Annotated in this window: 9 protein-coding genes; 6 read left to right on the forward strand and 3 right to left on the reverse strand. The window is 66.7% G+C overall.

Translation table 11 applies throughout. The annotated features are described in order from the left end of the window. Positions 1-243 precede the first annotated feature (243 nt). Positions 244-3,165, reverse strand: a complete 2,922-nt coding sequence (locus tag FRZ44_RS07325) for a bifunctional [glutamine synthetase] adenylyltransferase/[glutamine synthetase]-adenylyl-L-tyrosine phosphorylase (RefSeq protein WP_191908466.1) — start codon at positions 3,163-3,165, stop codon at positions 244-246. 155 nt (positions 3,166-3,320) lie between these two features. On the opposite strand from FRZ44_RS07325, the gene FRZ44_RS07330 reads away from it, so the two are divergent. After that, complete coding sequence (locus FRZ44_RS07330; protein WP_225308691.1) at positions 3,321-6,509, forward strand: DUF3971 domain-containing protein; 3,189 nt, start codon at positions 3,321-3,323, stop codon at positions 6,507-6,509. A 2-nt stretch (positions 6,510-6,511) separates the two neighbouring features. Here FRZ44_RS07330 and tyrS read toward each other — a convergent pair whose 3' ends face one another. Further along, a complete protein-coding gene (tyrS, locus tag FRZ44_RS07335) occupies positions 6,512-7,765 on the reverse strand; it encodes a tyrosine--tRNA ligase (protein ID WP_151176575.1) in 1,254 nt (417 codons plus the stop codon). Positions 7,766-7,921: 156 nt separating this feature from the next. Between tyrS and FRZ44_RS07340 the strand changes: the two genes are divergently transcribed. Further along, positions 7,922-9,022: an anhydro-N-acetylmuramic acid kinase gene (locus tag FRZ44_RS07340; protein WP_225308587.1), complete on the forward strand. Its 1,101-nt coding sequence runs from the start codon at positions 7,922-7,924 to the stop codon at positions 9,020-9,022. 62 nt (positions 9,023-9,084) lie between these two features. Here FRZ44_RS07340 and FRZ44_RS07345 read toward each other — a convergent pair whose 3' ends face one another. Next, positions 9,085-9,762, reverse strand: a complete 678-nt coding sequence (locus tag FRZ44_RS07345) for an alpha/beta hydrolase (protein WP_151176576.1) — start codon at positions 9,760-9,762, stop codon at positions 9,085-9,087. A gap of 245 nt (positions 9,763-10,007) precedes the next feature. Between FRZ44_RS07345 and cysE the strand changes: the two genes are divergently transcribed. From cysE to FRZ44_RS07365, 4 genes are read left to right on the forward strand one after another with little or no spacing between them, the layout of a single operon-like run. Continuing rightward, a complete protein-coding gene (gene cysE, locus FRZ44_RS07350) occupies positions 10,008-10,790 on the forward strand; it encodes a serine O-acetyltransferase (RefSeq protein ID WP_151180191.1) in 783 nt (260 codons plus the stop codon). A 15-nt stretch (positions 10,791-10,805) separates the two neighbouring features. Beyond that, the gene (locus FRZ44_RS07355; protein WP_151176577.1) at positions 10,806-11,336 is read left to right on the forward strand and encodes an Rrf2 family transcriptional regulator; all 531 of its coding nucleotides are present in this window, start codon (positions 10,806-10,808) and stop codon (positions 11,334-11,336) included. Positions 11,337-11,387: 51 nt separating this feature from the next. Next, the gene (locus FRZ44_RS07360; protein WP_151176578.1) at positions 11,388-12,515 is read left to right on the forward strand and encodes a cysteine desulfurase family protein; all 1,128 of its coding nucleotides are present in this window, start codon (positions 11,388-11,390) and stop codon (positions 12,513-12,515) included. 31 nt (positions 12,516-12,546) lie between these two features. Beyond that, on the forward strand, positions 12,547-13,827 hold the full coding sequence (locus tag FRZ44_RS07365) for an IscS subfamily cysteine desulfurase (protein WP_456077625.1): 1,281 nt from the start codon (positions 12,547-12,549) through the stop codon (positions 13,825-13,827). The last annotated feature ends 17 nt before the right edge of the window (positions 13,828-13,844 follow it).

Consider the following 13,844-nt stretch of genomic DNA (forward strand, 5'->3'; position numbering starts at 1 on the left):
CCCTCCCTCTACCCCCTCCCGCAAGGGGAGGGGGCGTGTTGATTTTCAAATTTCGCCCCCTCCCCCGACGGCGAAGCCGTCGAGCGGGAGGGGGTAGGGGGAGGGCCTGCTTCAGGAAAGAGCAGTCAACTCGATTGTCGATCTCGGTCGAAGCTTCAATGTAGAGCGAAGCGATCATATCGAGTTAGGGGGTAGGGGGAGGGGTCGTGCACGAAAAGACGAGATGGTCGCGCAGCTCCGATCTCACGCGCGTCCCAGGAACCGCTCATGGATCGCGGCGGCCGCCTCGCCGATCTCGGCCATGTAGGCCTTGAGGCTGGCGAAGTCGGAGGCTCTGCCGGCCGCGGCGATGGCGCGCTTGATGCCGTCGGGCAGCGCCGCTTCGTCGAATTCCTGGCCGATGGTGAGGCGGAGGAATCCCTGGAGCCGGCGCCAGAGGGCCAGGGCGTCGATGAGGGTCGCGGCGTCCGCGGCCGGCAGGACGCCCGCCCTCGCCAGCGCGGCCAGCGCGGCGCCGGTATTCGCATGGATCACCTCGGGATGCGCCGGCGCATGGCGAAGCTCGAGATACTGGGCCAGGAACTCGATATCGACGAGCCCGCCGCGGCGATATTTGATGTCCCACTCGCGGTCGGCCGGAAACTGCTGGGCGACGCGGCGGCGCATATCGGCGATGTCGGCATGCAGCTTCTGGGTGTCGCGCGGCCGCGACAGGAGTTGGCGCAGGCTGGCCTCGATCTCGGCGACGAAGCTGGGCTCGCCCAGGATCACGCGCGCGCGCGTCAACGCCATATGTTCCCAGGTCCAGGCATCGACGCTCTGATAGCGCAGGAAGCCGTCGAGGCTGGACGCGATCGGGCCCGAATTGCCCGAGGGCCGGAGCCGCATATCGACCTCGAACAGCTTGCCCTCGGAGGTCGGGGCATTCAGGGCCGCGATATGGCGCTGCGCCAGGCGCGCATAATAGTGGATCGGCGCCAGCGGCTTCGGCCCGTTGGAATGGGGCGGGTTCGCCTCCTGATCGGCCGGCAGATCGTAGATGAAGACGAGGTCGAGGTCGGAGGTGACCGACATCTCGCGCCCGCCGAGCTTGCCCAGTGCCACGGTCGCAAGGCCGCGGCCCGGGAGCTTGCCGTGCTGATGCTCGAACTCGGCCTCGACATGGGGCGTGAGGCCTCCGATCGCGACCTCGGCGATGTCGCTCAGGGTCTCGCCGGCGGGACCGCCGTCGAGGTGATGGCGCAGCACGAGGAGGCCCGCCTGGAATTGGCGGTCCTTGGCCCAGCGCCGCGCGATGTCGAGCCGGTCCTGGAAGTCGTTGCCCTGTTCCAGCGCATGGTGGAACTCGGCGGCGAGATCGGCCTTGGGCGGCGGCGGTTTGAAGAAGTCGCGGCTCAGCACCGCGTCGAGCAGGGCGGGCCGCTGGCCCAACCGCTCGGCCAGTAGCGGCGCGCCGCCCATGATCTCGGCCATCAGCTTCAGCAGCTCCGGATTGGCATGGAGCAGCGAGAAGAGCTGCACGCCGGCCGGCAGGCCCGAGAGAAAGGTATCGAAGCGGGTGAAGGCCGCGTCGGGCTGGGGCGTGTGGGCGAGTGCCGTCAGCAGGGCCGGCATAAGCTCTGTCAGCAGCTCGCGGGCGCGCGTGCTGCGCGTGGCGCGGTAGCGGCCGGTATGCCAGGCACGGATCACGGTCGCGATCGAGGCGCCGTCGGCATAGCCCATCTCGCCCAGCGTGCCCACGGTGTCGGGATCGTTCTTGGAGCCGGTGAAGACCAGATTGCCGGGGCCCGCCAGCGACGGTGCCTCTTCGAACAGCTCGGCGTAATGGTCTTCGACCGCGCCCAGATGATGCAGGAGCCGCTCGCGGAACGCGTCGAGCGAGGGCTCGCCGAGAAAGGCAGCGAAACCCTCGAGCTCCGGGCCCTCCGGCGGCAGGGTCTGGGTCTGGCGGTCGTCGATCATCTGCAGGCGGTGCTCGACCTCGCGCAGATAGCGATAGGCGTCGATCATCGCATCGGCGACCTCGGGCTTGACCCGGCCCGCCGCCACCAGCGCGCGAATGGTCGGACAGGTCGCCGGCGAGCGCAGCTCGGCATCGCGACCGCCCCAGATCAGCTGCTGGGTCTGGGCGAAGAATTCGACCTCGCGGATGCCGCCGCGGCCGAGCTTGATGTTGTGGCCGCCGACCGCCATGTCGCGGAAGCCCTTGACCGCGTGGATCTGGCGCTTGATCGAGTGGATGTCCTGGATCGCGGCGAAGTCGAGATGCTTGCGCCAGATGAAGGGCCGCAGCGCCTTGAGGAAATTCTGCCCGGCCTCGATGTCGCCGGCGACCGCCCGCGCCTTGATCATGGCGGCGCGTTCCCAGTTCTGTCCCATGCCCTCGTAATAGGTCTCGGCCGCCACCACCGAGAGCGCCAGCGGCGTCGAGCCCGGATCGGGACGCAGGCGCAGATCGGTGCGGAAGACATAGCCGACTTCGGTGCGCTCCTGGAGCATGCGCACCAGATCGCGGGCGATCCGCACGAAGCAGTCCTGGATCGAGCGCCGGCCGCGATAATCGATGCGCTCGCGGTCGAACAGCACGATCAGGTCGATGTCGCTCGAATAATTGAGCTCGTTGGCGCCGAGCTTGCCCATGCCCAGCACCACCAGGCCCGAGCGATGCTCGGGCAGCGCGGGATCGGGCAGAATCAGATCCCCCTGCAGGGCGGCGCGGCGCAGGAGATGGCGGGCGGCCAGGTTGATCGCGGTGTCGGCGAAGCGGCTGAGCGCGGCCGTGACGGTCTCGAGCACCCAGGCGCGGGTGAGGTCCGCAACCGCGACAAGCAAAGCCACCCGGCGGCGCGCGACGCGGAGCGCGCGCATACAACGGCTGGTGTCCTCTTCGGTTCCCGCCTCGCGCTCCAAATCCGACAGCAATCTGTCAAGAACCCGATCGGGGCCTTCCGCCAAAATGCCACGAATCACCTGCGGCTCGGCCAGGGCCAGCTCGCTGAGGAAGGGGCTGTGCAGGAAGAGAACGCCCAACAGCCTTCGGCCGCCGGGATCCGCCGCCAGATCGACCGCAAAGGCCTTGAGCTCGGGTTCGGTCAGGCCACGCGCCATTTCCAGCCACCGCTCGACGCCCTGGTTGGCGCGGGGACTGTCATGAATGCGGGGCAAGGCCGCAGGATCGAGGGGAGGGACAGAAAGAGGCATGGCGCCAGACGGTTCTTTCCCGCAGACTGCGGGAAATCTGCCCCAGGGGTCAAGCGCACGTCGCCAATCGCATCGTGGTCCGTCATTCCGCGCGAATTCTTCTGGAGATATTGGCCGCTGTGGTCGCCGGCATCGTTCTTGTCGGCGCCATCGGTGCTTGGCGCTTGTCCCAGCCCGAACCGCTGCGCCTCTCTTTCCTGACACCTTACGTCGAACAGGCGCTGACGCTGCCTGAGCGCTCGGTGAATGTTGCCATCGACGATACGCTCATCACCTGGGCCGGCTGGGGGCGGACGATCGATCTCAGGGTTCGCGGCGTTCATATCCTCAACAATCGCGGCCGAGAGCTGGCGGTCCTGCCGGAGCTCTCCCTCACCCTCAGCGTCGAAGCGCTGCTCCGCGGGATCATCGCGCCGACCTCGATCGAGGTGCTCGATGCGCAGGTCACGCTGTTGCGCGATCAGAACGGTCATTTCCGCTTCGGGCGCGTGTTCGACATGTCGTCGGACGAGACCGCAGACAGCGCGGCCGACACGACCGAGGTCCCCGCGGGCGAAACGCCGGTCATTCCCGAGGCGCTGGCCGCGTTCATGGCGGCACCCGACTACAGCAAGCCAACCGGCTATCTGCGACGCATCAGCATCGTCGATGCGAAGATGGTGCTGGTCGACCGCCGCAGCGGCCTGGTCTGGCATGCGCCGACCGCGAGCTTCAGCTTCGAGCGCCACCCCGACGGGCTCTCCGGCCATCTGCAGTTCCAGGTCCAGGAACTCGGGCGCCCGGCCCAGTTCGAGGGCGATCTGGTCTACGATTCCGGCAATCAGTCGGTCTCGATCGATGCAAGATTCTCCGGCGTCGATGCCGCCAGCCTCGGGCTGCTGCGTCCGGAATTGATGGTGCTGCAGGGTGCCGATTTCACCCTGGACGGCCGGGTCGGCACCGAGCTCGGGCTCGACGGTCAGCTCGAGCGCATCGATTTCGATATGGGCGGCGGGCCCGGCAGCCTGACCTTGCCCGACCAGTTGCCCGATCCGTTGCCGATCCGCAAGATCGCGGTCACCGGCAAGCTCGATGCGGGGCTCGACCGGCTGGTGATCGACCAGGCCCAGCTCGACCTGGGGACGCTCTCCAAGCCCGGACCCAGCATCACGGTGAAGGGCTCGGTCTCGGGACTCACCACCTATACGGCGCCCCGGACCGGCGCGATCCATGTCGCGGCCGATCTCAAGGCCGATGGGATCGCGGTGGCCGATCTCGGCCGCTATTGGCCCCAGGACACGGCGCCCAAACCGCGCAAATGGATCTTCGCCAATATCGATACCGGCGAGGTCAGCAATGTGAGCGCGACGCTGAGGCTGCGCCTGCTGGGCGGCGACCCCGACGCGATCGCGCTGGACAAGGTCGGCGGCACGCTCGCCGGCAAGGGCCTCACCATCCATTATCTCAAGCCGATGCCGCCGATCACCGACGCGGCCGCGACCGGCAGCTTCACCGCCAACAGCTTCACCGGGATATTCAGCGCCGGGCATGTCGGCGGGATTCAGATCGACAGCGGCCGCATCGACATCGTCGATTTCAACAAGGACGTCCAGACGATCACGGTGGACGGCAATCTGCATGCCGCCATGACCGACGCGCTGGGGCTGCTCGACCATCCGCGGCTGGGATACATGAAGCGCCTGGGAATCGATCCCAAGACGGCGGTGGGCCAGACCAACGCCCATCTCAAGGTGGTCTTTCCCGCCGACAAGGATCTGGTTTTCGAGCAGGTCGATCTCAGCGCCGAGGCCAACCTCGTCGGTGCCGGCATCAAGCATGTGATGTTCGGCAAGGATCTCGATGACGGCAATCTGCAGCTGAAGCTGACCCGCAAGGCCATGGAGATCGAAGGCACCGGACGTTTCGCCGGAATTCCGGCCGCCATCCTGTGGAACCAGAACTTCGTCGCGGCCGACTTCGACACCAGGATCAGGCTGCAGGGCACGGCGCAGGAGGAGGAGCGCAAGGCGCTCGGCGCCGATCTCGGCCCCTATGTCACCGGCCCGACGGCCTTCGACGTCACCTATACGACCTTCGACGACGATTCCGCCGAGGTGTCCGCCAAGATCGATCTGACGCCCACAACCCTGTCTTTCGAATCCCTGGCCTGGAGCAAGGCGGCCGGCACGGCGGGCCAGGCCGAAGCGCTGCTGCTTTTGCCGAAGGGCCAGCCGCCGGTGCTGAAGAATTTCTCGGTCAGCGCGCCCGATCTTGCCGCCAATGGTCATGGGAGCCTGACCGATTCCTTCGGCGTCGGTCAGATGGCGTTCGATCGCGTGTCGCTGGGCAAGACCGATTTGACCGGCGTCAAGTTCGCTTTTGTGGAGGGACGCCCGGAGGTTTCGGTCTCCGGCGGGATCCTGGACGTCGAGCCGCTGCTGACCGGCAAGATCACGCTCAAGCCTGAAGAGGCGGCGAATACATCCATGACGAACCCGACCCGCCCCTTCAAGATCACGGCCGACAAGCTCGATGTCGTGATGCTGGCGCCGGGGCGGCAGGTCGAGAACGTTCATGTGGTCCTCGAGCATGAGACGGAATATTGGCGGCAGATCGAGATCGACGGCATCCTGCCGGGTGGCGCGCCGCTGACGATGACCTATCTGCCGGTCGAGGGCGGCCGGCATCATCTCGCGATCAAGTCGAACGATGCGGGATCCGCCTTGCGCGTCCTCGATATCTTCGACGATGTGAAGGGCGGCACGCTCAATGTGTATGGCGATTCCACCGATTCCGTACCGATGCGCCCGCTCACCGGCAAGGCGGAGATCCAGGATTTCCGGTTGATCAACCAGTCGGGCCTGGTGCGGCTGTTCTCGCTCACCGGCTTCATCGACGAGATGAGCGGCGACGGATTCCAGTTCGATCGCTTCGTGGCGGATTTCACCAAGACCGAAGGCCGCGTCGACGTGCCCCTGGCGCGCGCCCACGGACCGTCGCTCGGCATGACCGCCACCGGTTACTTCGACCAGTCCGTCGACAAGATCGATATCAAGGGAACCATCATACCGGCCTATGCGATCAACAGCTTCCTCAGCAACATCCCCGTGATCGGCGACCTGCTGCAGGGCGGCAAGGGCAAGGGCCTCTTCGCGGCGACCTACACCGCCACCGGCAAGCTCTCGAAACCCGACTTCTCGATCAATCCGCTGGCGGCACTGGCGCCCGGATTCCTCCGCGGCGTCTTCGACATCTTCGACAGCAACGGCCAGCCCCCGCCGCCGGCCAGCGCCATGCCCGAGCAGCCGCTGGGCGAGCAGAACCGGTAACGCTAGCTCGGCCGCACCAGCGCGTGGCGCTTCTTGCCGGCGGAGAGCTTGATATAGCCGTCGCCGGTCAGGTCCTTGATCGTGATGCGCTGGTTCTCGTCGGCGAGGGTGGCATCGTTGAGGCGCCCGCCGCTGCCCTTGATCAGGCGGCGCGCTTCGCCGTTCGAAGCGGCGAGGCCGGCGCGGCGGAAGAGATCGAAAGCGGCGATGCCCTGCTCGAGTTCGCCGCGCGCCACGTCGATGACCGGCAGCTCGTCGCCGATACCGCCCTGCTCGAAGGTGCGCCGCGCCGTCTCGGCCGCCGCTTCCGCGGCCGCGCGGCTGTGGGCCAGCGCCGTCGCTTCGGTCGCGAGCACGATCTTCGCCTGGTTGATCTCGGCGCCCTGGAGCGTCTCGAGCCTGGCGATCTCGGGCAAGGGCAGATCGGTGAAGAGCCTCAGGAACCGGCCGACATCGGCGTCCTCGGTGTTGCGCCAATATTGCCAATAGTCGTAGGCGGCGAGACGGTCCTCGTTGAGCCAGACGGCACCGGACGCGGTCTTGCCCATCTTGGCGCCGGAGGCGGTGGTGATCAGCGGCGTGGTGAGGCCGAACAGCTCGCGGTCGTCCGCGCGCCGGCCCAGCTCCACGCCGTTGACGATGTTGCCCCACTGATCCGAGCCGCCCATCTGCAGCCGGCAGCCATGACGGCGCGACAGCTCCAGGAAGTCATAGGCCTGGAGCACCATGTAGTTGAACTCGATGAAGGAGAGCGGCTGCTCGCGCTCGAGCCGGAGCTTCACGGAATCGAAGCTCAGCATGCGATTGACCGAGAAGTAGCGGCCATAGTCGCGCAGGAACGACATGTAGTTGAGATTGTCGAGCCAGTCGGCATTGTCGACCATGATCGCATCGGTCGCGCCCTGGCCGAAGCGCAGGAAGCTGTCGAAGCAGCGCTGGATGCTGGCCTTGTTGGCGGCGATATCCGCCTCGCTCAGCATCGGGCGGACCTCGGTGCGGAAGGACGGATCGCCCACCTTGGTGGTGCCGCCGCCCATCAGCACGATCGGCTTGTGGCCGGTGCGCTGCATCAGCCGCAGCAGCATGATGCTGACGAGGCTGCCGACATGGAGGCTCGACGCCGTCAGGTCGAAGCCGATATAGGCGATGAGGCGGCCCTTCGACGCCAGCGCGTCCAGCGCGTCGAGATCCGTGCATTGATGCATGAATCCGCGCGCGATCGCTTCGCGTAGGAAATCGGATTTGGGCTCGGCCATGGTCGGGTCCGTCGCAGGAGCGGGAAGTCCCGGTCCATCAAGGCGCCGGGGCTTGTCAGAGTGGGGCGCCCATGTAACACAGATTGCCCCGGACCGACAATTCCTGGCGGCCCGGCTGCGATCTCTTAACCAGGCCCCGCGTAAAGTCGTTCCCGCATGTCTCCAGACCCCAGCCTTCTGGCCCTCGGCCTCATGAGCGGCACGTCCTGCGACGGCGTCGGTGTCGCGCTGATCGAGACCGACGGCCAGCGCCAGGTGCGCCCGGTGGCGGCCTTGACCCAGCCTTATCCCGACGCTTTCCGCACGCGGCTGCGCGGCGTCCTCGGCGATCCGGCGAAGGGCCAGGCGATCGCGGCCGAGCTCACCGACCGCCATGCCGACGCGATCCGGGCGCTGCTGCGCGAGACGGGTCTTTCGCCCGACCAGGTGCGGGTCGCGGGCTTTCACGGCCAGACGATCCTTCATGCGCCGGAGCGCCGCTATACGCTGCAGGTGGGCGACGGCGCCCGGCTCGCCCGCGACAGCGGCATCGATGTGGTTTCGGATTTCCGCAGCGACGATGTCGCCGCCGGGGGCGAGGGCGCGCCCTTCGCGCCGCTGTTCCATTGGGCGCTCGCGGCGGCCCTGCCGCGTCCCCTGGGTGTGCTCAATCTGGGCGGCGTCGGCAATGCGACCTGGATCGGCGAGGACAGGAAGGGCGAAGCCTATCTGCTGGCCTTCGACACCGGGCCCGGGAACGGACTGCTCGACGATTGGGCCTTCAAGACCACGGGCCAGCATTTTGATCGCAACGGCGCGCTGGCGCGCCAGGGCAAGGTCGATCGCGCGGTGCTGGCGACCTTGATGGCCAACCCCTATTTCGGCCGGCCGGCGCCCAAGTCGCTCGACCGCGAGCATTTCAATGCGACGGCGCGTGCGGCCCTGGCGCCGCTTTCGCCCGGCGACGGCGCCGCCACCCTGGTGGCCTTTACCGTCGAAGCAGTCGCCCGCGGCCAGGACCTGTTTCCAGCGCCCGTCCTTCGCTGGATCGTCACCGGCGGCGGCCGCCACAATCCCGTGGTGATGGAGGCGCTGCGCCGTCGCCTGGGCGTGCCCGTCGACGCGGTCGAGACGGTGGGCTGGGACGGCGATCATCTGGAGGCGCAGGCCTTCGCCTATCTCGCGGTGCGCTCGCTCAAGGGCCTGCCTTTGAGCCTGCCCTCGACCACGGGCGTGCCGCGGCCGATGACCGGCGGCCGGCTGGACCGTCACCCCTAGCAACGAAAAAGGGCCCGCCTGCCGGCGAGCCCTTTCTCAGATCGGCTGAACCGATGCTGCGCTCAGCGCGCGCCGGCGCGGCTCTTGGCCTTCGGCTTGGCCGTCGGGTAGAGCGCCTCGAGATAGTCGTCGACGCGATCGGCGACCTGGTCGAGATGGTCCTGGAAGAAGTGCGTGGCGCCCTTGATCAGCTTGTAGTCGATCTGGATGTCGCGCTGGTTCGAGAGCTTCTGCACCAGCTTCGCCACGGACTCATGCGGCACCAGCTCGTCCTTGTCGCCATGGATCATGAGACCGGACGACGGGCAGGGGGCGAGGAAGCCGAAATCGTAGATGTTCGCGGGCGGGGCCACCGAGATGAAGCCGGTGATCTCCGGACGGCGCATCAGGAGCTGCATGCCGATCCAGGCGCCGAAGGAATAACCCGCGATCCAGCAGGCGCGCGCATTCGGGTTGACCGATTGCAGCCAGTCGAGCGCCGAGGCGGCATCGCTGAGCTCGCCCTCGCCGCGGTCGAACGACCCTTGCGAGCGGCCGACGCCGCGAAAATTGAACCGCAGGACGGCGAAGCCACGCTGCGCGAACACCTGATAGAGGGTGTAGACGAGCTTGTTGTTCATCGTCCCGCCATGCTGCGGGTGGGGATGCAGCATGAGGGCGATGGGTGCATCGCTGCCTTTGCCCGGCTGATAGCGCCCCTCGAGGCGCCCCTCCGGGCCATTCATGATCACTTCAGGCATGTCACAACTTCCTAAGCCCGCACCGCCCTTGGCGGCACGGTTTTGAGCGATCTAAAGAAACCTATGGTTTCACTCGGCTATGCAAGGCAAGCGCTTCAGCCGGCCTACTTTCTATACTTGACCGAGCTACTTGGTCATCCTATATCCAACAGCGCAGAATGCTGCGGCGCCGAAGGGATCTGCACCGGCTGACCGGCCGTGATCATACCATGACGCCGCGCGCGACTTTCAAGAATAAAGGGAATATGTCGGTGTTCCAAATAGTTAAGGACGAACTCGACAGTATCATCGCGCGCGACCCGGCAGCCCGGACCCGGATCGAGGTGGCCCTGACCTATCCCGGCTTCCATGCCGTGATGTACCACAGGGTGGCCCATGCCTTGTGGATTCGCGGGTGGCGTTTCCTCGGCCGGGCCGTGTCACAAATGGGTCGTCTGTTCACCGGAATCGAGATCCATCCCGGTGCGACGGTTGGCCGCCGCCTGTTCATCGACCACGGCATGGGCACCGTCGTGGGCGAGACCGCCGAGATCGGCGACGACGTCACCATGTATCACGGCGTGACCCTGGGCGGCGTTTCGCCCTCGGTCAATTCGGCAGCACAGGTCAACCGCAAGCGCCATCCGACGATCCGCAACGGCGCCATCATCGGCTCCGGCGCGCAGGTGCTGGGACCGATCACCGTCGGCGCGCAAGCCCGCGTCGGCGCCAACGCCGTCGTGGTCAAGGACGTCCCGCCCGGCGTCGCCGTGGTCGGCATCCCGGCCCACCCGGTGACGCGCAACGTCAGTTCCGAGTTCATGGCCTATGGCACGCCCACCGGCGATCACCCCGATCCCGTGGCCCGGGCGGTCGAAGGCCTGATGGAACAGGTGACGGCGCTCAAGGCGCGGGTCGAAGAGTTGGAGAAGCATGAGGAGCAGCGCGATGTGATCGCTCCCATGACATTGCCCGGCATGGAACGCAGCAGTTCCGCGACCGAAGGCGGCGCCGAGGTTCAGCGGCTGCGCCGTCGCGCGGAAAGTTAGATAAGGAGAGAGATCGTGAAGCTCAGCACAAAAGGCCGTTATGCCGTGATGGCGTTGGTCGACCTGGCAAGCCATAGCCAGGGCCGCCCCGTTGCCCTGGCCGACATCGCGGAGCGACAGGAAATTTCGCTCTCCTATCTCGAGCAGCTCTTCGCCAAGCTCCGCCGCGGCGGGCTGGTCAAGAGCGTGCGCGGACCGGGCGGCGGCTATCTCCTGGCCCGCAGCTCGGCCGAGACCCGCATCTCCGACGCGATCCTGGCGGTGGACGAGCCGATCCGGGCGACGCGCTGTACGCCGGGATCCCCGACCGGCTGTCGCACCAACAAGAGCCGCTGCCTGACCCACGACCTGTGGGAAGAGCTCGGCAATCAAATCCATCTCTATCTGAGCTCGGTGTCGCTGGAGGATGTCTGCAACCGCCGGGTCCTCGGCACCAGCCATGTGATCCAGCACGACCAGACCGGAACGCCCGCCGTCAGCAATGGCGCGTCGGAGCCGCCGGTCGGATCGGCGCCGCCAACGCCTCATCCCGCCGCGGCGCAGTAACGGCCGCGACGGCGAGGACCAAAGCCAACGTGAGCTGACCCAGGCCCATCGATGACCCGCCAGATCTACATGGACTACAACGCGACCGCGCCGATGCACCCCCGGGTGATCGAGGCGGTGGCGTCGAGCCTGGGGCAGGTCGGGAATCCGTCCTCGGTCCATCGCTTCGGCCGCCTCGCGCGCCGCGCGATCGAGGCCGCGCGCGAGAACGTTGCAGGGGCCGTCGGGGCGAAGCCGGCGGAGATCCTGTTCACCAGCGGCGGCAGCGAGGCCAACAATCTGGCGCTCAAGGGCGCCGGCCGCGCCCGCATCCTGGCTTCGGCGGTCGAACATGATTCGGTGCTGGCCGCGGCATCCGCGGTCGAGCGCATTCCGGTCGACCGCGACGGCATCGTGGATTTGACGGCGCTGGACCGGATGTTGAACACCGATCCGACACCGGCCCTGCTGTCGGTCATGCTGGCCAACAACGAGACCGGGGCGATCCAGCCGATCGCCGCGGTCGTTCGCGTGGCTCGCGCTCACGGCGGGCTGGTCCATTGCGACGCGGTGCAGGGCCTGGGCCGGATGGCGGTCGATCTCCCTGCGCTCGACGTGGACTTCGCCAGCCTCTCCGCTCACAAGCTCGGCGGTCCGATGGGCGCCGGCGCGCTTTATGTCCGCGACGGCATAGTGTTGCAGGCTCAGATTGCCGGCGGTGGTCAGGAGCGCAGCCAGCGCGCGGGCACGCCCAATTTGCCGGGCATCGTCGGATTTGGGGTTGTGGCGCGGCAGTCGCGTGACGACTTACAAGCCATGGAACGAATTCGCGAATTGCGGGACCGGCTCGAGACCGGACTGAAGCGGCTGCAGCCCTCGGTGCGGATCTTCGCCGAGGGCGTCGCGCGGTTGCCCAACACGAGCTGCTTCGCGGTGGCGGGCCTCGAGGCCGAGATGCAGGTGATCGCGCTCGACCTCGCCGGCATCGCGGTCAGCGCGGGTTCGGCCTGTTCCTCCGGCCGGGTCCAGTCCTCGCATGTGCTGCGCGCCATGGGGGTCGACCCGACGCTTGCCGGCAGCGCCATCCGCGTGAGCCTGGGCTGGCAGAGCGAGGAACGCGACATCGACGAATTTCTGACGGCCTGGGGTTCGCTCCTGGTACGTCGTGCCAAGAGCCTGCAGACCGAGACCGCGGCTTGAACCTGAACAGATCGACCGGATAGGGATTGCGATGAGCCTCGAATTGAAGACCAACATCCCGGAGAAGAACGGATCGGGCATCGCCCGCGGCAGCAATGCGCCGAAGATGCCGATCTATCTCGATTACCAGGCGACGACGCCCTGCGATCCGCGCGTGGTCGAGGCCATGCTGCCCTATTTCACCGAGAAGTTCGGCAACCCGCATTCGCGCAACCATCAATATGGCTGGGAAGCGGAAGAGGGCGTGGAGAAGGCGCGCGCGCAGGTCGCCGCGATCATCGGTGCCGACGAGCGCGAGGTGATCTTCACCTCCGGCGCCACGGAATCGAACAATCTGGCGATCAAGGGCGTGATGCGCTTCCACAAGGACAAGCGCAACCACATGATCACCACCCTGACCGAGCATAAATGCGTGCTCGACAGCGCCCGGCATATGGAGATGGAAGGCGTCGAGGTCACCTATCTGCCGGTACAGCAGAACGGCCTGGTCGATCTCGAGAAGCTCAAGGCCGCGATCACGCCCAAGACGGCGCTGGTCTCGATCATGGCCGTCAACAACGAGATCGGCGTGATCCAGCCGCTGGCGGAGATCGGCAAGATCTGCCGCGAGCGTGGCGTCTATTTCCACACCGATGCGGCGCAGGCCGTCGGCAAGATCCCGCTCGACGTCAATGCGATGAACATCGACCTCTTGAGCATCTCGGGCCACAAGATCTACGGGCCCAAAGGCATCGGCGCGCTCTTCGTGCGGCGCAAGCCGCGGGTCCGTCTCGAGGCCCTGATCCATGGCGGTGGCCAGGAGCGCGGCTTCCGTTCCGGCACGCTGCCGACCCCGCTCTGCGTCGGGCTGGGCGAGGCTTGCGCCATCGCGCAGCGCGAGATGGGTGCCGAAGCGGAGCGGCTGCGCTTCCTGCGCAACAGGCTCCTCGAGGGTATTACCAAGGCGCTCCCCGAGGTCTATGTGAACGGCGACCTGGAGCAGCGCATACCCGGCAACCTCAACATCTCCTTCGCCTATGTCGAGGGCGAGGGGCTGATGATGGGGATCAAGAATCTGTCGGTCTCCTCCGGTTCCGCCTGCACCTCGGCGTCGCTCGAGCCCTCTTACGTTCTGCGCGCGCTGGGCGTGGAGGAGGAATTGGCCCATACCTCGATCCGGTTCGGGCTGGGCCGCTTCACGACGGAGGCGGAAGTCGACTATGCCATCGAGCATGTGGTGAGCGCGGTCAAGCGCCTGCGCGAGCTGAGCCCGCTTTGGGAGATGGCGCAGGAAGGTATCGACATCAAATCGATCGAATGGAGTGGCCACTGACGGGCCCGTGTCTTTCG

It is taken from the genome of Hypericibacter terrae (genome assembly GCF_008728855.1).
GTDB lineage: Bacteria > Pseudomonadota > Alphaproteobacteria > Dongiales > Dongiaceae > Hypericibacter > Hypericibacter terrae.